The organism is Cupriavidus sp. 01L415 (assembly GCF_056400065.1).
In genome coordinates, this window is sequence record NZ_JBFTSP010000004.1 from 240,077 (window position 1) to 261,013 (window position 20,937).

Annotated in this window: 21 protein-coding genes; 20 read left to right on the forward strand and 1 reads right to left on the reverse strand. The window is 59.5% G+C overall.

Annotated elements, in window-relative coordinates:
• Position 1 precedes the first annotated feature (1 nt).
• From AC1DOX_RS11000 to rffA, 11 genes are all read left to right on the forward strand, one after another.
• Positions 2 to 1,276, forward strand: a complete 1,275-nt coding sequence (locus AC1DOX_RS11000; RefSeq protein WP_441615960.1) for a dihydroorotase — start codon at positions 2 to 4, stop codon at positions 1,274 to 1,276.
• Positions 1,277 to 1,305: 29 nt separating this feature from the next.
• Complete coding sequence (locus AC1DOX_RS11005) at positions 1,306 to 2,142, forward strand: lysophospholipid acyltransferase family protein (protein ID WP_441615962.1); 837 nt, start codon at positions 1,306 to 1,308, stop codon at positions 2,140 to 2,142.
• Between the two features lie 351 nt (positions 2,143 to 2,493).
• Entirely contained in the window at positions 2,494 to 3,192 is a 699-nt protein-coding gene (locus tag AC1DOX_RS11010) for a WbqC family protein (RefSeq protein WP_441615964.1), read from the forward strand.
• Positions 3,189 to 4,142 (forward strand): glycosyltransferase family 2 protein, encoded by a 954-nt coding sequence (locus AC1DOX_RS11015; RefSeq protein ID WP_441615966.1) that lies wholly within the window; start codon positions 3,189 to 3,191, stop codon positions 4,140 to 4,142. Before AC1DOX_RS11010 ends, AC1DOX_RS11015 begins: the two co-directional genes overlap by 4 nt.
• Positions 4,139 to 4,960, forward strand: coding sequence for a phytanoyl-CoA dioxygenase family protein (locus AC1DOX_RS11020; RefSeq protein ID WP_441615968.1), 822 nt, complete (start codon positions 4,139 to 4,141; stop codon positions 4,958 to 4,960). Before AC1DOX_RS11015 ends, AC1DOX_RS11020 begins: the two co-directional genes overlap by 4 nt.
• The gene (locus AC1DOX_RS11025) at positions 4,957 to 5,802 is read left to right on the forward strand and encodes a class I SAM-dependent methyltransferase (protein WP_441615970.1); all 846 of its coding nucleotides are present in this window, start codon (positions 4,957 to 4,959) and stop codon (positions 5,800 to 5,802) included. The genes AC1DOX_RS11020 and AC1DOX_RS11025 overlap by 4 nt, the downstream gene beginning before the upstream one ends.
• On the forward strand, positions 5,799 to 6,440 hold the full coding sequence (locus tag AC1DOX_RS11030; RefSeq protein WP_441615972.1) for a class I SAM-dependent methyltransferase: 642 nt from the start codon (positions 5,799 to 5,801) through the stop codon (positions 6,438 to 6,440). The genes AC1DOX_RS11025 and AC1DOX_RS11030 overlap by 4 nt, the downstream gene beginning before the upstream one ends.
• On the forward strand, positions 6,437 to 7,102 hold the full coding sequence (locus AC1DOX_RS11035; protein ID WP_441615974.1) for an acetyltransferase: 666 nt from the start codon (positions 6,437 to 6,439) through the stop codon (positions 7,100 to 7,102). Before AC1DOX_RS11030 ends, AC1DOX_RS11035 begins: the two co-directional genes overlap by 4 nt.
• 1 nt (position 7,103) lies before the next feature.
• Positions 7,104 to 8,015 carry a glycoside hydrolase family protein gene (locus tag AC1DOX_RS11040; RefSeq protein ID WP_441615976.1) on the forward strand — a complete coding sequence of 304 codons (912 nt, stop codon included), beginning with the start codon at positions 7,104 to 7,106 and terminating at the stop codon, positions 8,013 to 8,015.
• A 4-nt stretch (positions 8,016 to 8,019) separates the two neighbouring features.
• Positions 8,020 to 8,409: a GtrA family protein gene (locus AC1DOX_RS11045; protein ID WP_441615978.1), complete on the forward strand. Its 390-nt coding sequence runs from the start codon at positions 8,020 to 8,022 to the stop codon at positions 8,407 to 8,409.
• A gap of 30 nt (positions 8,410 to 8,439) precedes the next feature.
• Entirely contained in the window at positions 8,440 to 9,588 is a 1,149-nt protein-coding gene (gene rffA, locus AC1DOX_RS11050; RefSeq protein WP_441615980.1) for a dTDP-4-amino-4,6-dideoxygalactose transaminase, read from the forward strand.
• A 3-nt stretch (positions 9,589 to 9,591) separates the two neighbouring features.
• Here rffA and AC1DOX_RS11055 read toward each other — a convergent pair whose 3' ends face one another.
• A complete protein-coding gene (locus AC1DOX_RS11055; RefSeq protein ID WP_441615982.1) occupies positions 9,592 to 10,449 on the reverse strand; it encodes a symmetrical bis(5'-nucleosyl)-tetraphosphatase in 858 nt (285 codons plus the stop codon).
• A gap of 157 nt (positions 10,450 to 10,606) precedes the next feature.
• On the opposite strand from AC1DOX_RS11055, the gene rfbB reads away from it, so the two are divergent.
• The 9 genes from rfbB to AC1DOX_RS11100 all read left to right on the forward strand — a co-directional run bounded on the left by rfbB (position 10,607) and on the right by AC1DOX_RS11100 (position 20,936).
• Positions 10,607 to 11,671: a dTDP-glucose 4,6-dehydratase gene (rfbB, locus tag AC1DOX_RS11060; protein ID WP_441615984.1), complete on the forward strand. Its 1,065-nt coding sequence runs from the start codon at positions 10,607 to 10,609 to the stop codon at positions 11,669 to 11,671.
• 4 nt (positions 11,672 to 11,675) lie between these two features.
• Complete coding sequence (rfbD, locus tag AC1DOX_RS11065; RefSeq protein ID WP_441615986.1) at positions 11,676 to 12,572, forward strand: dTDP-4-dehydrorhamnose reductase; 897 nt, start codon at positions 11,676 to 11,678, stop codon at positions 12,570 to 12,572.
• Between the two features lie 11 nt (positions 12,573 to 12,583).
• Positions 12,584 to 13,474: a glucose-1-phosphate thymidylyltransferase RfbA gene (gene rfbA, locus AC1DOX_RS11070; RefSeq protein ID WP_441616126.1), complete on the forward strand. Its 891-nt coding sequence runs from the start codon at positions 12,584 to 12,586 to the stop codon at positions 13,472 to 13,474.
• Positions 13,471 to 14,019 carry a dTDP-4-dehydrorhamnose 3,5-epimerase gene (rfbC, locus tag AC1DOX_RS11075; RefSeq protein WP_441615988.1) on the forward strand — a complete coding sequence of 183 codons (549 nt, stop codon included), beginning with the start codon at positions 13,471 to 13,473 and terminating at the stop codon, positions 14,017 to 14,019. Before rfbA ends, rfbC begins: the two co-directional genes overlap by 4 nt.
• Before the next feature lie 15 nt (positions 14,020 to 14,034).
• Positions 14,035 to 15,714 (forward strand): hypothetical protein, encoded by a 1,680-nt coding sequence (locus tag AC1DOX_RS11080; RefSeq protein ID WP_441615990.1) that lies wholly within the window; start codon positions 14,035 to 14,037, stop codon positions 15,712 to 15,714.
• Between the two features lie 395 nt (positions 15,715 to 16,109).
• Entirely contained in the window at positions 16,110 to 17,360 is a 1,251-nt protein-coding gene (locus tag AC1DOX_RS11085) for an oligosaccharide flippase family protein (protein WP_441615992.1), read from the forward strand.
• Positions 17,357 to 18,565, forward strand: a complete 1,209-nt coding sequence (locus AC1DOX_RS11090) for a glycosyltransferase family 4 protein (RefSeq protein ID WP_441615994.1) — start codon at positions 17,357 to 17,359, stop codon at positions 18,563 to 18,565. Before AC1DOX_RS11085 ends, AC1DOX_RS11090 begins: the two co-directional genes overlap by 4 nt.
• Positions 18,566 to 19,945 (forward strand): hypothetical protein, encoded by a 1,380-nt coding sequence (locus AC1DOX_RS11095; protein WP_441615996.1) that lies wholly within the window; start codon positions 18,566 to 18,568, stop codon positions 19,943 to 19,945.
• On the forward strand, positions 19,893 to 20,936 hold the full coding sequence (locus AC1DOX_RS11100) for a polysaccharide biosynthesis protein (protein WP_092134956.1): 1,044 nt from the start codon (positions 19,893 to 19,895) through the stop codon (positions 20,934 to 20,936). The genes AC1DOX_RS11095 and AC1DOX_RS11100 overlap by 53 nt, the downstream gene beginning before the upstream one ends.
• Position 20,937 lies beyond the last annotated feature (1 nt).

Genomic DNA, 20,937 nt, shown 5'->3' on the forward strand with positions numbered 1-20,937 from the left:
CATGAAGATTCACATCCAGGGTGGCCGCCTGATCGATCCGGCCGCGAATCTCGACGCCGAACAGGACCTGTTTATCGCCGCCGGCAAGGTCGTCGGCGTGGGCCGCGCGCCCGCTGACTTCAACGCCAACAAGACTATCGATGCGAAGGGCCTGATCGTCTGCCCGGGCCTGGTCGACCTGTCCGCACGCCTGCGCGAGCCGGGCTACGAGTACAAGGCCACGCTGGAATCCGAGGTGGCCGCAGCCACCGCCGGCGGTGTGACCAGCCTGGTGTGCCCACCCGATACGGACCCCGTGCTCGACGAGCCGGGTTTGGTCGAGATGCTCAAGTTCCGCGCCCGCACGCTGAACCAGACGCACGTCTACCCGCTGGGCGCGCTGACCGTCGGGCTGAAGGGCGAAGCCCTGACCGAGATGGGCCAGCTGACCGAGGCCGGCTGCGTCGGCTTCAGCCAGGCCGAGGTGCCGATCAAGAACACCCAGGTGCTGCTGCGTTCGATGCAGTATGCGCAGACCTTCGGCTACACGCTATGGCTGCGCCCCGAGGACCCGTTCCTGGGCGGCGGCGTGGCCGCCAGCGGCGCGGTGGCGTCGCGGCTGGGCCTGTCCGGCGTGTCCGTCATCGCCGAGACCGTGCGCCTGCACACGATCTTCGAACTGATGCGCACGACCGGCGCGCGCGTGCACCTGTGCCGGCTGTCGTCGGCCGCTGGGCTGGAACTGGTGCGCCAGGCGCGCCGCGAAGGCCTGCCCGTGACCTGCGACGTCAACATCCACCACGTATCGCTGACCGACGTGGACATCGGCTTCTTCAACAGCCAGATGCGCTTTACGCCGCCGCTGCGTGGCACGCGCGACCGTGATGCGATCGTCGCGGCACTGGCCGATGGCACCATCGATGCCTTGTGCTCCGACCATACGCCGGTCGATGACGACGAGAAACTGCTGCCGTTCGACGAGGCGTCGCCGGGCGCAACGGGCCTGGAGTTGCTGCTGCCGCTGACGCTGCGCTGGGCCGCCGAACACAAGGTGCCGCTGGTCAAGGCGCTGGGGCGCATCACGAGCGATCCGGCCCGCGTGATCGGCCTCGCCGCCGGCACGCTGACCACCGGCAGTGCCGCTGATGTTTGCGTGTTCGATCCGAAGCAGATCTGGAAGGTGGAACGCAGCGCGCTGAAGAGTCAGGGCAAGAATTCGCCATGGCTCGGCTACGAGATGGAAGGGCGCGTGCGCATGACGCTGGTCGGTGGCCAGGTTGTGCACGAGCAGCGCTGATTCTCGCGGCGAATCCCAGGGGCTAGGACATGATCTGGTTACGCAAGGCGCGGCTTGGGTGTCATCTGTTGCGCGGGATGCTCGTGTGCGCAACGGTTTTCCCGTGGGCGAGCGCTCACCTGCGCGAGCGCCTGATCCGCGGCTGGTCGCGCAAGCTGCTGGCCATCTGCCGCATTGAGGTCGAGGTCCAGGGCCTGGCACCCGGACAGGCGGTACCGCAAGGCGCGATGCTGGTGTCGAACCATATCTCGTGGCTCGACATCTACGTGATCCACAGCTGGCAGCCGGTGCGCTTTGTGGCGAAGTCGGAAATCCGCGGCTGGCCGATCGTCGGCTGGCTTTGCGACAAGACCGGCACGATCTTCATCGAGCGCGGCCGGAAGCGTGACGCGCATCGAGTGCTGCACCACATCACGGAAGTCATGCAGCAGGGCGATCTGGTGTGCGTGTTTCCCGAGGGCACCACGACCGATGGCAGCGAGGTGCTGCCTTTCCATGCGAATCTGATGCAGGCGCCGGTGGCGGGTGGATTGCCGGTCCAGCCTGCAGGGCTGACTTATCTGGATGCGGCCACGGGCAAGCCGACCGTGGCACCGGCGTATATCGGCGACCTGTCGCTGTTGCAATCGCTCGACATGATCCTGCAGGCACCGCCGATCAAGGCAAGGTTGGTGCTGGGGCCGCAGTTGCGGGCGGCTTCCGCAAGCCGACGTGAGCTGGCAGAGTCGGCGCGGGAAGTGGTGGTGCATCTGGTGGAGGGGGAGCATGAGGCAGCGGCGCAAGCCGTTGCTTCGTTCCACGCCCGGCCGGTGTTGAGCGTCATACCGGCTGACATGCAGGGTGCCGTGTCAGTATCGGGTACCTGATCGGTATCCGGCTCCTGTCAGGGCCGGATCTGCCGAACGAAAGTCCTGATCAGCCCCCGCCGCTCTGGCTGAGATCGCCGCGGTTTCGGGGACATTGCCCAGCTTTTCATCGTTTGCATGTGGCGATTATTCCCATGTGGCGGAAAGTACCCCGCTATCGGGCTGTCCCGGAGTCGATTCGGATAGAATACGGCCACAGTGCCGGCGCCGGCGCGTCTACACCGGTATCTCGTCGGTACTCACAACAGTTAGAAGAACAGTTGCCGGCTGCCGTTCGCAAATCTTCTCCAGCGGGCTTTCGGCAGGGCACGCCAATCTAGCTGCCCGGAACCGTCCCACGAACAACGCCGCATGAAAAAGGTTGCCATTCTCCAGTCGAACTATATTCCCTGGAAGGGATATTTCGACATGATCGCAAGCGTAGATGAATTCATTCTCTACGACGACATGCAGTATACGCGCCGCGACTGGCGTAATCGGAACCAGATCAAGACGCCGCAAGGCGTGCAATGGCTGACCGTCCCGGTCCAGGTCAAGGGGCGCTATGAACAGAAAATTCGCGAAACCAGGATCGACCAGGATTCGGACTGGGCGCATTCGCACTGGAAAACCCTCGAGCAGAATTATCGGCGTGCCGCACATTTCGATGAGATCGCAGCGTGGCTGCGGCCCATCTATATCGATACCGCGCATGACAATCTGTCTCAACTTAACCGCACGCTGATCGAAGCGGTATGCGGATATCTGGGGATCCGGACGAAGCTCAGCTGGTCATGGGACTACGAGCTGGTAGATGGCAAGACAGAACGGCTGGCCGATCTGTGCGCACAAGCGGGAGGAACCGTGTACGTATCCGGCCCATCCGCGAAGGACTATGTGGATGAATCGGTGTTCGCCGCGCGCGACATCAGCCTGTCGTGGTTCGAGTACACGGGCTACCCCGAGTATCAGCAATTGTGGGGCGAGTTCACCCACGGCGTAACCATTCTCGACCTGCTGTTCAATTGCGGGAAGGCAGCGCCGCAGTATATGAAACATGTACGTTCATGAACCTATCGATCGTTGCAACGCTCTACCAGTCCGCAGCCTATATTGCCGAGTTTCATCGGCGCGCCGGCGCCGTCGCCCGTGAGTTGGCTGGTGACGACTACGAGATTGTCTTCGTCAATGACGGATCGCCGGACAACAGCCTCGAAATTGCGGTTGCGCTGAGCGAGGTTGACTCGCACGTGGTGGTAGTGGACCTGTCGCGCAACTTCGGTCACCACAAAGCGATGATGACCGGCCTTGCTCATGCGCGGGGCGAGCAGGTGTTCCTGATCGACAGCGATCTTGAGGAGGAGCCGGAGTGGCTGCTCTCATTCAAGACCAAAATGGAAACAGAATCCTGCGATGTAGTGTATGGCGTGCAGGAAACCCGCAAGGGTGGAGCGATCGAGCGTGTCACGGGTATGCTGTTTTATCGGCTGTTTCGTCTGCTGACCGGTATCAGGCAGCCCAATAACATCGTCACAGCCCGGCTGATGACGCGGCGCTATGTCAATGCGCTGCTGTTGCACCGCGAGCGTGAGCTCAATATTGGCGGGTTGTGGGTCATCACGGGGTTCGCGCAGCGTCAGCATGTCGTCAAGAAGCACTCGACCAGTCCGACGACCTATTCGTTCTCGCGGAAATTCAGTCATCTGATTAACGCGGTAACCTCGTTTAGCAGCCTGCCGCTGGTGTTCACGTTTTATTCCGGGCTGGTGATTTCGCTGACAGCCATGGCGTACATCGCGTTTCTGTTGTTCCGCTATTTCTTTGTTGCATCACCGCCCGATGGTTATACGTCGATCATTGCATCCATCTGGTTATTTTCGGGTCTGATTATCTTCTTCATGGGCATTCAGGGTATTTACATCGCGAAGGTGTTCTTCGAAGTAAAACGCCGCCCGTATTCAATCGTGCGGGATGTCTACCGCAATGCTCCGTACGACGGTGTCAGGGAAGGGCAATCATGACCAGCAAGCGGATTGAGGCCTATGGCGTGCTGCGTCAGCGGCAATGCAATTCCCGCTATGACGCGGTTGCGGAAGAGGTGCGCGAGCGTGGATATTCCGTTCTGGAAGCCGCTTGCACGTCTCAGGAGGTGCAAGCTCTATCGGTTGCGTTCGATAGCGTGCGAGAACGCTATATCAATGGCTACGGCGAGTCGCGACTGCGTGCCCTCGACGAATACAACACGATTCGCGCGCTCCTCACCCATGGCGAAGAGGCTTTTCTACGACTGGCGTTGAACGAGCACCTGCTGGCAACACTGCGTCTCCTGATTGAAGGCAAGTTCGTGCTGAACCAGCAGAACGGTATCATCAATCCCTCGCGCGAGAAGTACAACCAGGGCAAGTGGCATCGGGACCTGCCATACCAGCATTTTGTATCGAGCCGTCCGTTGGCAGTCAATGCACTATTCTGCCTCGACGATTTCACGTTGGAGAATGGTGCAACCTTTGTTCTGCCGGGCTCTCACAAGACCGAGGAACTGGGCTCCGACGGGTATGTGGAGCGCAACAGGCTGCAGATTGAGGCCAAGGCAGGATCATTTATTGTGCTCGATTGCATGCTCTATCACACCGGAGGCACGAACCAGACAGACTCCCCGCGCCGTGCGGTGAATCATGTCTTCACGATCCCGTTCTTCAGACAGCAGATTCAGTTGCCCCGGAATCTGGACGACGCCCGGCTAACCCCCACGGCGCGGGATGTGCTTGGCTTCGACTATGTTGAGCCTGTGTCTGTTGAGGACTATTTCACCTCGAGAGAGCGGAAACAGAGCCGATGAGTCATGAACAACAGGGGATGAGCGCAATGGCGTCGCTGAATACACTGAAAGACACACGGCCCGTATTGCCGCCCGGTACATTGTTGCAACTGATGTACCTCAAGGAACGCTTGCAGACCATGCCCCCGGGGAGGTTTGTCGAAATCGGTCCGGGCGCCGGCGAAATCACGAAACTACTGCTCGATAGCGGGTGGACTGGCTGCTCCTATGACCTGGAGGCACGCACCATCTCCGCATTGAAAGAGCGATTCGGAAAGGAAATTGCCGCCCAGCGCTTCGCTGCCATCAATCAAGACTACGTTGCGTCCGAAACGGATGAGCCGGTGGATCTGGTGATTTCATGCATGGTCATGGAACATCTTGATAATGCCCAGGAGTCGGCCTTCATGCAGCAATCGCGCGCGCGTCTAGCGAAGGGGGGGCGAATGATCGGTCTGGTACCGGCGTCTCCGCGACATTGGGGCATCGAGGACGACATCGCGGGGCACTGCCGTCGCTACACGCGTCCGTCGCTGCACGACCTGGCCGCAGGAACCGGCTGGACGCTGCACCATATGGCCGGCCTGACCTTTCCGGTGTCGAACTGGCTGCTGCCGGTGTCGAATTATCTGGTCAATCGCAGTGAGCGTCAGAAGCTTTCGATGTCTGCACTCGAACGTACCAAGCAGTCGGGAAGACGGCAGGTCCGTTACAAGACGACGTTTCCAAACGTTTTGAGGTGGCTTCTCAACGAGCACACGATGTACCCGTTGTTCCAGTTGCAGAAGCTATTTTCCGGATCGGAGCGCGCTCTGGTTCTCTATTTTGAAGCTGCGCCGGCTGTGGAGAAGGAATCGGCATGAGTCGAGAGAATACGCCGTTGCTGGCCGAAGTAGCCAGCTACTACTCAGGCAAGCTCGCCGAGCACGGGGCCAACGCGCGCGGCGTCGACTGGAACGGAGAGGCATCACAGGCGCTGCGCTTCCAGCAATTGTGCAGGGTGATCGAAGATCAAGGCTCGAGCGGCTTCTCCATTAACGACCTCGGCTGCGGCTATGGTGCGCTCTATGAGTATCTGCACCGGGATTTCGCCGATGTCAGCTATCTGGGCATCGATGTCTCGGCGGAGATGATTGGCGCGGCGCGCGAGCGCTTCGACGGTAATGCCCAAGCGCGGTTCCTGGTAGCCAATGCCCCGGATGCTATCGCCGATTATGGCGTGGCCAGCGGTATCTTCAACGTACGCATGGGGCGATCGGACGAAGACTGGGCGAGGTACCTCGAATCGACGCTCGATGTGCTCGACGGGACGAGTCGACTGGGATTTGCATTCAATTGCCTGACGTCTTACTCGGATGCGGACAAGATGCGGCCGGATCTCTACTATGCCGATCCGTGTCGACTGTTTGACCTCTGCAAGCGCAAATACTCACGTCAGGTCGCGTTGCTGCACGACTATGGCCTGTACGAGTTCACCATGATTGTGAGAAAGGTGCCATGAAGCGGAAGCTCGTTATCTTCGGGGCTGCTGATATTGCCGACGTTGCGTGGTTTTACTTCGACCGTTTTTCGGAGTACGAGCCGGTTGCCTTTACAGTGGACGCCGCTTACGTGAAGGAGCCGTCATTCAATGGCCTGCCGGTTGTGCCCTTTGAGGATATCCATAGCGCCTTCCCGCCCGAGGAATGCGACATGTTCGTAGCCGTGAGCTACGCTCGCCTCAACACGGTACGCAAGGAAAAATACCTGTCGGCTAAGGCTGCGGGATACCGCATGGGATCATACGTAAGCCCTCAGGCGACTGTGCTCAACGACGGCAGGATTGGCGATAACTGTCTGATCCTTGAAGACAATACGATTCAGCCGTTTGTTCAGATCGGTAACAACGTCACGCTCTGGAGCGGGAATCACATCGGCCATCACTCCGTGATTCATGATCATTGTTTCCTGGCGTCGCACATCGTTGTGTCGGGTGGCGTGGAAATTGGCGAGCAGTGCTTTATCGGCGTCAACGCCACGTTGCGTGATCACATTAAGATTGGCGCCCGGTGCGTGGTTGGTGCGGGAGCACTATTGCTTTCGGACGCCGAGTCCGAGGGCGTTTATGTGGGCGAGGCAACCGAGCGCTCACGCGTGCCCAGCACACGTCTGAAGAAGATCTAGCATGACGTGGCAAAAGGCCGGGCAACTCTACATTCCGGGCGGAGTCCATCCGAAGCTGGCAACGCATGCGGCGAATCCATTGCCGATCTGGTTGCGTGGCGACGTCTATCGCGTTTTTTACAGCGGGCGGGACGAGCAGAATCGCTCCTCGGTGGGTTTTGTCGATGTGGATGTCGTACGCGGTACGGTGGAGTATGTTCACGACCGCCCCGTGTTCGTCCATGGCGAGCCGGGTTCGTTCTATTCCCATGGTGTAAGCATCGGCAATTGCTACGAGGCCGATGGCAAGCGATACATACTGTTCATGGGATGGCAATGCCCGGATGGCGCGCATTGGTTCGGTGAAGTGGGCCGCTTGCGCCTTGACGAAGACTGGACGCTTCATCTCGATGGCGATGGCCCGTTCATGGCGCTGGACGCCGAGGATCCCGTCAGCCTTTCATATCCATGGGTCCAGAGGGAGGCCGACGGCTCGTTCCGGATGTGGTATGGCTCGACGAGCACGTGGGACGCCGGCAATGGAGAAATGGTCCACGTCATTCGAGGTGCCGTGTCCGATGACGGTCACCAGTGGCGCAAGACCGGACTCGCCGTGCCGTTTACATTGGGAGTGGCGCAGGCTTTCTCCCGTCCCACCGTGGTGGCCGATGCGTCGGGTTATCACATGTGGTTTTCGTATCGTTCGGGGAATAATTCGACTTACAGGATTGGTTATGCGGGCAGCGCCGACGGTAACGAATGGGCGCTGCGCCTGAATGAGACTGGTATCGATGTGTCGGAGGCGGGCTGGGACGCGGACATGATTGAGTATCCATTCGTGTTCGAGCACGCCGGACGCAGGCTGATGCTTTACAACGGAAATGGTTATGGCAAATCGGGATTCGGTCTCGCGATTCACGATCCTGCGAGATAGTGGATTGTTCCCGACGCTGGTGCGGTATGCATTGGTCGGAGTATTTTCAAATGCATGTGGCTATTGTCTCTACCTGGGGGTGACATGGCTTGGCGTGCCGCCGCTCGTCGCCATGTCGCTGCTATACTTCGTCGGCGCGACGATCGGCTTTCTGAGCAATCGGAAATGGGCTTTTTCGCATCGAGGCAAGGTAATGCCAAGTCTGGTGCGATACGGGATCACACATGCCCTCGGTTACGGACTGAATTTCCTGCTGCTCCACGTGTTCGTCAATCGTCTTGGCTACCCGCATCAGTTGGTTCAAGGGATCGCAATTCTGGTGGTGGCGGGTTTTCTTTTCATCATGTTCAGGTTTTTTGTCTTTCCGGAAGGCAAGACAATGCTCGTTTCATGATTGCCTGTTTTTGACTGGTGCATCGACGCAATGAATAAATCGTCTCGAATTCCCTTCAACCTGCCTTACATGACGGGACGGGAGTTGCACTACATCGCCGAAGCTCACATGAACGGCAAGCTCGCCGGCGATGGCCCGTTTACGAAGCGCTGTCACGGATGGATTGAAAGCCAGACCGGAACCTCAAAGGCGTTGCTGACCCATTCCTGTACGGCGGCGCTGGAGATGGGGGCTTTGCTGATGGACCTGGAGCCTGGCGACGAGATCATCATGCCGTCGTACACATTCGTGTCGACCGCGAATGCGTTTGCATTGCGCGGCGCTGTTCCGGTCTTCGTGGACGTCCGGGAAGACACGCTGAACATTGACGAGCGCCTGATCGAGGCAGCGATTACCCCACGCACGCGCGGCATTGCGCCGGTCCACTATGCTGGCGTCTCCTGCGAGATGGATACGATCATGGCCACCGCACGCCGTCATGGCTTGCGTGTGATCGAGGACGCTGCGCAAGGTGTGATGGCGAGCTATAAGGGGCGAGCCCTCGGCAGTATCGGTGACCTTGGTGCGTTCAGCTTCCACGAGACCAAGAATGTGATTTCAGGCGAAGGCGGGGCACTCCTCGTCAATGATCCGGAGCTTGCCCTGAGGGCCGAGATCATTCGCGAGAAAGGCACCGACCGCAGTCGGTACTTCAGGGGCGAGGTGGATAAGTACACGTGGCAGGACGTGGGATCCTCGTTTCTGCCAAGCGAGATGACTGCGGCGTTTCTGTGGGCGCAGTTGGAAGAAGCGGCCGACCTCACGGCGCGCCGCCTCGCGCTCTGGAATGCGTACCATGAAAGCCTTGCCGCGCTGGAGCGTGCCGGGGTGCTGCGGCGTCCAATTGTGCCTGCCGGGTGCGCGCACAATGCCCACATGTACTATGTATTGCTCGAGCCAGGCATCGATCGCCAGAAAGTTCTGGATTACCTCGGGGCGCAAGAGATCAATGCCGTTTTCCACTACGTGCCGCTGCACTCGGCCCCGGGCGGACTGCGTTTCGGGCGCGCCCACGGCACGCTCGAAGTTACTGACAGCATCGCCAGCCGTCTGGTCAGGCTTCCCCTGTGGATCGGGCTGACGACCGAGCAGCAGGCGCGCGTGGTTGATACGCTGGCGGCCGCGATCGAGCGAGCCTGATCCTCAGGCAAACGGATCCTGGTGCTGCGGACACTCGACCTGGATCAGTGTTCGTGCGGAGGGATCCGCCGCCATGCGTACGGCAGTCAGCTTTCCGCCCCAGACGCAGCCCGTATCGAGCGCAACAAGATCGGGTCGCATCACGAGACCAAGGGTCGACCAATGCCCGGTGACCAAGGTCACGTCCCTGGTACGGCGCTCAGGGACATCGAACCAAGGCATCAGACCGGTCGGCACATTGTCCAGACCATCCTTGGTCTTGAGATCCATGACGCCATCCGCGGAACAATAGCGCAGGCGCGTGAGCGCGTTGACGACAACACGGTGACGATCGATGCCGCGCAGGCTGGCGCTCCACCGGTCCGAGGCATTACCGAAGACATCTGCCAGAAAGCCTTGCCAGTTTGAGCCGCGTAGTTGCTCTTCGACTTCCTTGGCCAGATCCACGACTTGCGATGCGGACCATTGGGGGAGTACCCCGGCGTGCACGATCAGGAAGCCATCTTCGCGCAACGCCATGGGGCGAAATCTCAACCAGTTAAGAATTTCGTCGGAATCAGGGGCAGAGAGGATCTCGTCAAGGGTGTCCGACTTCCCTTTCTTGCGAACACCCGCAGCCACGGCTAGCAGGTGGATATCGTGGTTGCCGAGCACGGATTCGGCATTTGCGCCAAGTGCGCGGACCGCCCTAAGCGTTTCCAGGGATGCGGGGCCGCGGTTCACCAGATCACCGACGAATCGGATCGGGGCGCCTGGCGGCAGTTGTTCGACCAGGGCGGCAAGCGAACACGCGCACCCCTGAAGGTCGCCGATGGCGTAGGGAAGCGGGAAGGCCTTCTGGCGATTGTGGGTCAGGGACATGCGGAATGCGATTTCGGTGGTTTTGCGGTGGTTTTGGCGGGATTGACCCCATGCCGGTTCAGATAGAATACAGCCACTCGCGGCGGCCGGTGATGTTGCCTGCGCTTGGCGTCCCGGCCCGAGGTCGTACGCGTTTCGGAAATCTGGGAGATAGCAGTTGTCGCATATTCTTGTTACCGGCGGAGCCGGATTCATCGGCAGCAACTTCGTGCTTGACTGGCTGAAGGACGAGCGCGCGGACCGTGTCATCAATGTCGACAAGCTGACGTATGCCGGGAATCTGATGAGCTTGGCGACTGTGGACGGCGACTCGCGTCATCTGTTTTCTCGGACGGATATCTGCGATCAGGCTGCGCTGGAGGAACTGCTCGCCAGATATGCCCCGCGTGCCGTAGTCCATTTTGCCGCGGAAAGCCATGTGGACCGTTCGATCCACGGGCCGGGCACGTTCATCGAAACGAATATCAAGGGTACGTTTGCGCTGCTGGAAGCTGTGCGTGCCTATTGGGGTGGCCTGCAAGGCGAGGCGCGCGCGCAGTTTCGCTTCCTGCATGTGTCGACCGACGAAGTATTTGGCTCGCTGGCGCCCGGCGACGCACCGTTCTCGGAAGTGACCCCGTACGCGCCGAACAGCCCCTATTCGGCCTCGAAAGCGGCATCCGATCATCTGGTGCGCGCCTATCACCATACCTATGGTCTGCCGGTCCTGACAACCAATTGCTCGAATAATTATGGGCCTTACCAGTTCCCGGAAAAGCTGATCCCGCTGATCATCGCCAACGCACTGGCAGGAAAGCCCTTGCCGATCTATGGCGATGGTTTGAACGTACGTGACTGGCTGTTCGTGACGGACCATTGCAGCGCTGTGCGCGAAGTGCTCGCACGCGGCTTGCCGGGCGAAACCTACAACGTCGGCGGCTGGAACGAGAAGACCAATCTGGAGGTCGTTCACACCGTCTGCGATCTGCTTGACGAGATGCGGCCGGATCCGCTGGGTTCGCACCGCCGTCTGATTGCGTTCGTGACCGATCGCCCAGGCCATGATCGCCGCTACGCGATCGACGCGCACAAGCTTGAGCGTGAGTTGGGCTGGCGCCCAGCGGAAACATTCGAGACCGGTCTGCGCAAGACGGTTCAGTGGTACCTCGACAATCAGGCGTGGATGCAATCCGTGACGTCGGGCGAGTACCGGAACTGGATCGCGCGGCAGTATGCCGCCTGATGACATGCCGACCATTCTGATCACCGGGGCGGATGGTCAGCTCGGCTTCGAGTTGCGTCGTAGTTTTGCGCCGCTGGGGGAAGTGATCGCTCTTGATCGCAAGGCATGCGATGTCACGCACATTGATGCGGTGCGACAAGTCTTTGTGCAATACCGGCCGGACGTCGTGCTCAACGCCGCCGCCTACACGGCGGTCGATCAGGCCGAGAGCGATGTCGAATCGGCCTATGCCGCCAATGCATTGGCGCCTGGCATTCTCGCGGACGTAACGCGTGATGCAGGCGGCCTGCTTGTTCACTATTCGACTGACTATGTGTTTGACGGGCGACAGGCTCAGCCCTACACCGAGGCCGATATCCCGGCCCCACTTTCGGTGTACGGTCGCACGAAACTGGAAGGGGAGCGAGCGGTTGAGGCCGCTGGAGGACAGTCGCTGGTTTTGCGAACGTCCTGGCTTGCCGGTGCTCACGGCGCCAATTTTGCCAGAACGATTCTGGCGCTGGCTGGAAGGGAACGTCAGTTGCGGGTGGTCGCCGATCAGATCGGCACCCCCACGATGGCTGCGCTGGTGGCGGACGTCACCGCGCAGATCGTGTCGCGCTATTGGCTAGCGGGCGCCCAGGAGGCATTCCCATCGGGCCTCTATCACCTGACGGCACAAGGGCGGGCGTCGTGGCATGCGTATGCGTGCGAAATCGTACGGGTTGCGCGGGCTCGAGGGGCAGTGCTCAAGGCGCGAGTCGAGGACATAGAGGCCATCGCGTCGGTGCCGGGGACGCAGCGTGCCCAGCGGCCCGCTTGCGCAGTGCTCGATACAGGCAAGCTGCAATCAACTTTTGATATCCATTTGCCGCCCTGGGAGCAAGGTGTGCATTGGCTGCTGGAACAATTACTTTCATAAGAGCTAAGGCAATGCGTAAGGGCATCATTCTCGCCGGCGGATCCGGCACGCGGCTATATCCGGTCACACGTTGCATCTCGAAGCAACTGCTGCCGGTCTACGACAAGCCGATGATCTACTACCCGCTTACCACGCTGATGCTGGCGGGGATTCGCGACATCCTGTTGATCACGACGCCGGAAGACGAGTCGCGCTTCGTTGATCTGCTTGGCGACGGCTCGCGCTGGGGCATCAACCTGTCGTACGCCGTGCAAGCTTCGCCAGATGGCCTGGCCCAGGCGTTCATCATCGGCCGCGACTTTATCGACAACAAGCCCAGCACGCTGATCCTGGGCGACAACATCTTCTATGGCGATGACCTCATGCGCCGCTTGCAGCGCACCGCGGCGGGTTCGTCTGGTGCGACGGTCTTTGCCTATCACGTCCAGGACCCGCAGCGCTACGGCGTGGTCGAGTTCGATGACAAGTTTCGTGCAGTTTCGCTCGAAGAAAAGCCCGTGGCACCGCGTTCCAACTATGCAGTGACGGGGCTGTATTTCTACGACAACCAGGTTTGCGATATTGCTGCCGATATTAAACCGTCGGCGCGTGGCGAACTCGAGATCACCGATGTCAACAAGCGCTACCTCGAAATGGGGCAACTCGACGTCGCGATGTTCGGGCGTGGCCATGCCTGGCTTGACACCGGTACGCACGAGTCGCTGCTGACCGCGGCCAGTTTCATTGCGACGTTGCAGAACCGCCAGGGTCTGATGGTCGCATGTCCCGAGGAGATTGCTTACCGGAATCGCTGGATCACCGCAGAGCAGGTGATTGAATTGGCGCAACCGTTGCGCAAGGTCGGCTATGGTGAATACTTACTTCGAATTATCGCCGAGCTGTCCGGGGAGGCGCGCCCTTGAAGCTGCATGTCACTCGGCTGGCCTTGCCGGACGTATTGATCATCGAGCCGAAGATCTTTCACGATCACCGCGGATTCCTGTTCGAAAGCTTCAACGCTGCCGAGTTCGCACAGGCCACCGGACTCTTGCGCGATTTTGTGCAGGACAATCACTCGCACTCGCACCGTGGTGTCCTGCGAGGCCTGCACTATCAGCTCGGTCATCCACAGGGCAAGCTCGTTCGGGTGGTGTCCGGTGAGATATTCGATGTCGCAGTAGACGTCCGCCGCGACTCACCATCGTTCGGGCAATGGGTAGGTGCCACGCTGAATGCGGAGAATCGCCGGCAGATGTGGATTCCGGAGGGTTTTGCACACGGCTTTCTTGTCGTGTCGGATAGCGCCGACGTCTTGTACAAGGCTACCGACTACTACCATCCGGAGTCCGAGCATTGCATTCTCTGGGACGACGCCGACATCGGCATCGCATGGCCGGACCCAGGCATCCCGCTGATCATGGCCACGTCCCGGCCAGGGGTACCCCTGGCCGAAGCTGAACACTTCTGAACGTCCACCGGTATCGTGAATTCCGAAAATCAACGCGCGCCTCTCGCATGGGGCTTCGTGGCACTTTTTTGCGCCATTCTCGGTGCAGGCCTGCTGGTGCCTGTCTATGGCGACGAGGTCGCCAGTGTTTTCATGCGGGGGATGTTTCGCGACAATGGCTGGCGATTGAATTCACTGATGCCGCAATGCGGCCCGGATTTTCTGCTTCAGGTGCCGTGGTTTCATCTGCCGGGTGCGCTGGCTTCCGAGGCTCTGTATGGCGCCACCACCCCGCTCGGGGTTCGCATTCGAGGTCTGGTCATTATCTTTGTCTGGCTCGGCCTGACAGCAATGGGGATTCGCGGATTGTTTCGAGCCCGTGTGTTGGGCACGTGGATTCTTGCAGGTTTCGTTGCGGTGCTCGGTCTCGGAGTACTGCCCCTGACGCTGGTCATGATGCGGGGCGAGCAGATGTTGCTCCTGCTGATTTCTGTATTCCTTTGCTTCCCGATCGTGGCAGGACGATGGGCTAAGGTCAGGGATCACGGCCGACTTGCACTGCTGGCCGCTGGATTTTCCCTGACGGCCAGCACTTTCTTCTATACGCACCCGAAGACGCTCTTCTTCGTCCCGCTGGTACTGCTCTCTGCCCTGGCAAGTTTTGCGGGCCGTAGCCGGATCTGGTGCGTTGCAGTTTCAGTCTTTGTGCTGGGCTGCGCCTGGCAAACATTTCAGTTTGCCGCGATCGTGACGCAGTGCCCCGACGCGCCGGCGCTGAAATCGCTGCTGTCATCGAATGCCATGTCACTGAGTGGGGCGATCAGTGACCCGCGCGCGTTTGTGAGTGAGATGATCGCGAACATCCAGGCTGCGCCCGACGCGATGCTCAAGCACATCTGGTTCGCGAACAGCTATCAATCGGCGTGGTTGGCGCCGGTTCCCGGCATCGCTGAATGGTGGGGTGCGGTCCGTGTCAACGAATACATTGGTAACGTTGTGCGGTCTGTTTACTGGGTCGCCCTCTGGCTGCCGCCGCTGGTTATCCTGTATCAGCTGGTGCGGCGTGCACCTTTCCGTGTGCTGCCGTGGCTCTGTGTGCTGTGGATTGGTTTGCTGGCTCACTTGGCGCTCTTCAAGACCTGGAATTTCTACTCGGCATCGTTGGTCATCCCGCTGGCAGCATGGTGCATCGTGTTGTCGCTTGCAGCGATTCTGGACGGCCGGCCTATCGCCCGTTTCACGCGTGCAGGCTGGATGGTTGCGGCACTCCTGTCGCCCTTGCTCCTGCTATTCCTCGCGAGTACCGCGATTTTGGCCTTTCGCGTGTTGCCGCCTACGGCCGACTCCATGAGGTCGGCGGATCCTGGTCTGTTGCAGCAGGGGCTTTCGATTCCAACGCTCAGTTATCCGGCGCAGCGCCTCAAGATCCGTGATTTCGCCAGGCAATGCCACGTTGGTGGGGACGGTGCGCGCCACCTTGTGGTGGACAATCTCACCTTCTTCGCATTCGACGGCCTGCGCGAGCCCCTGCAGTCTGACTACCTCTACGAGCACGGATTCGGGGTTGACCTCCAGGGCGACGCTTTGCCCAGGCTCCTGAAACGGCTGGGCTCGCAGGCAGTGATTGCGCAGTGCACTATTTTCCCGGGGGCCTTCGCCGGCAAAGTGCACCGCGAAGGCAATCTCTGCTGCGTCGACCTGAGCAGCAGCCCATAAGTGTCAAGACTTTTGCTGTAGAGGCGGCGAATGTGTTGCGAAATGTGGAATTGTGCTCGCTCATGCGCCAAACGGTTACAGCAAGCAACAAATCGGCCAATTTCTGGCGGGCCCGCGTTCTGCCCTCAGATAAAATGTGGCCCCACGTCAAAGTGGCATGAGGAGATGGCGGGAGGTAGCTTGGAGTCGCCAAAAGTGATTTATACGCAACTTAGATTGTGCGTGCAGTACTAGAAGTCAAGGTTTCCCGAAAGCGATGTGTGAGGATTTGCTGGTGACCTAGTCTGGCACAAGCCGGCAAACCGTTCCGATCCAGACGTTCCGGTTTGGATCACGGCTTCACTTTCGAGGAGATTGCATAACTATGAAAATATCTGTCCCCCCCCGGCTGGCTCATGCGTGATTTGAGAGTAATCGGCTTGCTTGCCGGGGCAACGCTCGTCAAGGCACTCGCTGGACTTGCCACTGCTAAAATCATCGCAACATCGGTGAGTCTCGGGCAATTCGGGCAGCTTTCCCAGTTCATGGCGCTGACGGCCTTTGCGGGCATGTTTGCGGCCGGCGGCATTGCACCGGGTGTGACGCGCGTGATTGCTGCACACAAGGGCAGCGTGCAGGAGCGGGACTGGATCGGCGTCATCACGCAGATCTACATGGTGACGACCGTCGTCATGGCGTTGGCGGTGCTGCTGTTCTCGTCGCAGCTTTCGTCGTTGGTGTTTGGTACCGATGACTATCGCTGGACCGTCTCGCTGCTTGGTGTCACGCAGGCGCTTGTCGGCTTTTGCGGGCTATATCAGGCCTTCGCATCCGCCTACGGAAGGTACGGGACTATCCTGGCATCCAATGCGGCGGGGGCAATCGCCGGCATCGTTCTGCTGGCAGTGCTTGCTCACTACGGCGGCTACGAGGGCGCAGCCGTCGGCGTGGTTTTGCTGCCTGCCATGCCGGGGCTCGCATTGGTCCTGCTCAAGTTGCGGAGCCTGCCGGGCAAAATGAAGATCGACCGCAAGTCGTTCGATTTTGCCAAGGTCGGGCACATGTTCTCGTTCTCCGCGATCACGCTGGCAGGCGCGGCCAGTATCACGCTCGGACAGATGGCGGTTCGCGATCTGCTCGGTGCGGTGTCAGGCTGGGAGCAGGTGGGGTACTGGCAGTCGACCATCCGGATTTCGGATGTGTACATGCAGTTTGTCAGCGTGTTCCTGCTGAGCTATGCAATGCCGAAGCTTGCCGGCGTCAATGACGCCGAACTTCGCCCGGCGTTTGCCGTGATTCAGCGGAAGGTGCTTCTTCTGTTCTGCCTCGGAGGCATTTTCCTCTGGGGAATTCGGCATGAGTTGTACAGGTTGCTGTACTCGGCCGAGTTTGTTGGGGCCAGCGGGCTGCTTGTCCCGCAACTGGTCGGTGATGCGTTCCGCGTGGTTGCCGTGAGCATTTCCACGCTATTCATGGCGCGTGGCACGATCAGAGTGTCGCTGGTCTACGAGATCCTGCAAGGGATATTGCTGTTTGTTGGTACCACGCTGCTGGTGCATCACTATGGTGGCAGTGCCCCGGTCTACGCCTATGGGGCAACCTACCTGGTGCTGATGGTTGGCATGGTGCTGGCGTATCGAGCACGATTCAGGCTGACGACGAAATGAAGATCGTCCTTCTATGCACCGGTTATTCGCTGGACGCGGATACCCCATCGTTATCGGATGAAATGGCCGAGGCCCTCGTGCGCAAGGGCCACGAGGTCAGCGTATTCGTGGTGAACTGGTCGAAGCGTCCGCTTGGCAAGCCGGTTTCCATCCGCAACGAGAAGCTCAGCGTCTATGTCGCCGATCCGTTCCAGCTCAACTTCGGGCCGCAGCTCCTCAGGAAGATCGCGAAATGGACGCTCTCGTCAATGAGCGTGGTCGGTCAACTCCTGAAGTTCCGCCGGAACAACAAGGCAGATGTGGTGGTTGGCTTCTCGCCGGCCACCGCGATGCTTGTGCCCATCGTACTGATGACGGCTTTCTCGAGGGCGCGGACGTTCCTGGTGCAGTGGGACTTCTTTCCGAACCATCACGCGCAAATTGGCCTGCTGAGCGGGACGATGATGGTTCGCGTGCTGAAGTGGCTGGAAACGTGGCTGATGCGGCGATTCGAAGTGATCGGCTGCATGTCGCCCAAAAATATCACGTATTTGCTAGGTAACTACAATTTGTCGTCCAGGCAGAAAATTGTAGAATTGCCAATTTGGTCGTCATTTCCGCCGTCCGGGCATGTCGGGCGGAGTCTCGCGCGCCAGGAATTCGGGCTTCCAGCCGATACGACGGTTCTGGTTTTCGGCGGACAGTTGTCCAAGGGACGCGGGATCGAGGACATTCTAGAGGCGGCAAGCCAGGCGGCACTGCAGGCGCTGCCGTGTGTATTCCTCATCGTCGGCAATGGCGAGCAGGAAGGTATGGTCAGGGATGCAATAGGCGGAGGGGCGCACAACGTCATGCATATGGCGGGCCTGACGAGAAAGAAATACCTGTCGCTGCTGTCGGCCTGCGATATCGGAATCGTGAGTACGGTGCGGGGGGTGGATGTGCCGACTTTCCCTTCGAAGACCCTGGACTATATCAATATCGGTCTGCCGGTACTCGCATCGGTGGAAGAGGCCACGGACTTCGGTGAGTTTGTGAAGGACAGTGGAATCGGTCTGTCGGTGCCGGCGGGTGACGCCGGCGCATTCGTTCGCGCTATCGAGCAGATGATTTCGGCTGGCCCGGCTGCGCCCTGGAATAACACGCAGGCCTTTGCCAGGGCCAGGGAGCGCTTCCAGGTCGACGGGGTTTCCGACTATTTGCTGGAATCCGTTGGGCAGCATTGAATGCAGACAGAAGTTACCAAGGACCTACCTGCCGGGGAATTTTCATTGCGCGACGCATCGATCGGCGTGCGCTTTGCCCCGCTGGTCTTTTTTTGCGTCTGGGCGCTGCTGCCGCTTTTCCTCATGTTCTGGGGGCCGTTCGATTTTCAACTCGACAACCCCGACACGCTGATCGGATTCCTTTTTGCCTGTGTCTTGGCATTCGGGCTCGGTTATACGCTGTTCGCGCCGTCCACACGGGTGGAAATCGCGCGCCACCCGCGCCCGCATCCGCGTATCAATGCGTTCTTTGTCGCGGCGTGCGTGCTGTCGGCCTTGCTGGTCGAGCCGTCCATTTACGCTTATACCGGCAAACATGTGTGGCAGATCGATTCGGTCCTGAATCAGCGCGAAGTCTATCTCGAGTTACTGAGTGCCCTTGAGCAAGGCTCGCCGTTGCGCAAAGTCATGTCGGCATTACGCGGACTCAGCGCCCCGCTGATTTTGCTGGTTCTCCCGACTGCGGCGGTGTACTGGCCGGATCTGGCACGTCGTGCCCGCTGGTCCATTCTGGGCGTGGTGCTGTGCTTCCTGCTGTTTTCGCTGTTTCGCGGAACCGACAAGGAAATGGGAGACCTGCTGGTCTTCTTCTTTACAGGCATTGCAATTGCAGCCGGGTTCCGGTCGCTGCGTGGCGCTCAAATCGATCGCAAGGCCTTTGTGCGTCGTGCCGCAATTGGCTTCTGTGTAATCATGGTGTTTGTGACCTTGTTCACACTGCGCAAGGCGGCACGCATGCAGGGTGCACTGTCCTTTTGCCTGTACAATGACGTCGCCTGTTTTACCGTGGACACTGGCTCGGATTTTGTCAACTTCATCCGATTTTCGTTCGGCATGCTGTCCGCGTATCTGAATCAGGGCTATTACGGTCTGAGCGTGGCACTGAATACCGATTTCAACTGGACTTACGGTATTGGCCATTCGTCGTTCCTGGTGTCGTTTTTCAGTTCTTTCTTCGATTCGGAAAGCATCTATCAGGACGGCCTGATGTACGCCCTGCGGGCGGGCGGCTGGGACGATCGCTACGTCTGGTCTTCTGCCTTCCCGTGGCTCGCCTCGGACCTGACGTTCTGGGGTGTGCCGCCATTCATGTTCCTGATTGGCGCAATTTATTCCCGAGCCTGGTTTGCTGCCATTGCAAAGCGCAGCCTGTCCGGGATCATGGTTTTTGCCCTGTTGTCGATTTTTATAGTCTATTTGCCCGCTAATAATCAGCTGGCGCAAAGCCCGGATTATTACGTCGCAACGGTGGTTTGGTTGGCTATTTTTGTACTTGAGGGTGTGCGAAATGTTTCTCGGAAAGACTTTGTTGATCACGGGCGGAACCGGGTCGTTCGGTAACGCCGTTCTGCGCCGCTTCCTGAATTCGGACATCGGCGAAATCCGCATCTTCAGCCGCGATGAAAAGAAGCAGGACGACATGCGCAAGCGCTATGCCGATCCGAAGCTCAAGTTCTATATCGGCGACGTTCGCGACATGGGAAGTGTTGGCGCAGCCATGCGGGGCGTCGACTACGTATTCCATGCCGCTGCGCTCAAGCAGGTGCCGTCGTGCGAGTTCCACCCGATGCAAGCCGTCCGGACCAATGTACTGGGTACGGAGAACGTGCTTGAGGCGGCCGTCAATGCGCACGTCAAGCGTGTGGTGTGCCTGAGCACGGACAAGGCGGTGTATCCCATCAATGCCATGGGCATCAGCAAGGCAATGATGGAGAAGGTCATGGTGGCCGCCAGCCGGAATCTCGAAGGCACGGGCACCGTCATTTGCGGTACGCGCTACGGCAACGTCATGGCCTCGCGTGGCTCGGTGATCCCGCTGTTCGTCGATCAGGTCCTGGCTGGACGTCCGATCACCATTACCGATCCGACCATGACGCGTTTCATGATGACGCTGGGTGACGCCGTGGACCTCGTGCTGTACGCGTTCGAGCATGGCAACAACGGCGACATTTTCGTCCAGAAGGCGCCGGCGGCCACCGTCGAGGTGCTGGCCAAGGCCATTCTGGAACTGATGCGGAAGCCCGAGCATGCTGTCAACGTCATTGGCACGCGTCATGGCGAGAAGCTCTATGAGGCGCTGTTGAGCCGGGAAGAAATGGCGTGCGCGGAAGACATGGGTGAGTACTTCCGCGTCCCGCCCGATGGGCGTGACCTCAACTACGAGAAGTTCGTTGAGAAGGGCGAGCAACGCATCACGCAAAGCCTCCACGGTGAGGACTACAACTCGCACAACACGACGCGGCTGGATGTGGAAGGCATGAAGAAGTTGCTGCTGAAGCTGGACTTCATGCAGCGAATTGCGCGTGGCGAGCACGCGGTCGCTGAGGAGTAAG

Excerpts from the sequence above, each read along its gene's own strand:
- AC1DOX_RS11000 (WP_441615960.1), top strand. The coding sequence starts at position 2 with ATGAAGATTCACATCCAGGGTGGCCGCCTGATCGATCCGGCCGCGAAT.
- AC1DOX_RS11005 (WP_441615962.1), top strand. The coding sequence starts at position 1,306 with ATGATCTGGTTACGCAAGGCGCGGCTTGGGTGTCATCTGTTGCGCGGG.
- AC1DOX_RS11010 (WP_441615964.1), top strand. The coding sequence starts at position 2,494 with ATGAAAAAGGTTGCCATTCTCCAGTCGAACTATATTCCCTGGAAGGGA.
- AC1DOX_RS11015 (WP_441615966.1), top strand. The coding sequence starts at position 3,189 with ATGAACCTATCGATCGTTGCAACGCTCTACCAGTCCGCAGCCTATATT.
- AC1DOX_RS11020 (WP_441615968.1), top strand. The coding sequence starts at position 4,139 with ATGACCAGCAAGCGGATTGAGGCCTATGGCGTGCTGCGTCAGCGGCAA.
- AC1DOX_RS11025 (WP_441615970.1), top strand. The coding sequence starts at position 4,957 with ATGAGTCATGAACAACAGGGGATGAGCGCAATGGCGTCGCTGAATACA.
- AC1DOX_RS11030 (WP_441615972.1), top strand. The coding sequence starts at position 5,799 with ATGAGTCGAGAGAATACGCCGTTGCTGGCCGAAGTAGCCAGCTACTAC.
- AC1DOX_RS11035 (WP_441615974.1), top strand. The coding sequence starts at position 6,437 with ATGAAGCGGAAGCTCGTTATCTTCGGGGCTGCTGATATTGCCGACGTT.
- AC1DOX_RS11040 (WP_441615976.1), top strand. The coding sequence starts at position 7,104 with ATGACGTGGCAAAAGGCCGGGCAACTCTACATTCCGGGCGGAGTCCAT.
- rffA (WP_441615980.1), top strand. The coding sequence starts at position 8,440 with ATGAATAAATCGTCTCGAATTCCCTTCAACCTGCCTTACATGACGGGA.
- AC1DOX_RS11055 (WP_441615982.1), bottom strand. The coding sequence starts at position 10,449 with ATGTCCCTGACCCACAATCGCCAGAAGGCCTTCCCGCTTCCCTACGCC.
- rfbD (WP_441615986.1), top strand. The coding sequence starts at position 11,676 with ATGCCGACCATTCTGATCACCGGGGCGGATGGTCAGCTCGGCTTCGAG.
- rfbA (WP_441616126.1), top strand. The coding sequence starts at position 12,584 with ATGCGTAAGGGCATCATTCTCGCCGGCGGATCCGGCACGCGGCTATAT.
- AC1DOX_RS11085 (WP_441615992.1), top strand. The coding sequence starts at position 16,110 with ATGCGTGATTTGAGAGTAATCGGCTTGCTTGCCGGGGCAACGCTCGTC.
- AC1DOX_RS11090 (WP_441615994.1), top strand. The coding sequence starts at position 17,357 with ATGAAGATCGTCCTTCTATGCACCGGTTATTCGCTGGACGCGGATACC.
- AC1DOX_RS11095 (WP_441615996.1), top strand. The coding sequence starts at position 18,566 with ATGCAGACAGAAGTTACCAAGGACCTACCTGCCGGGGAATTTTCATTG.
- AC1DOX_RS11100 (WP_092134956.1), top strand. The coding sequence starts at position 19,893 with ATGTTTCTCGGAAAGACTTTGTTGATCACGGGCGGAACCGGGTCGTTC.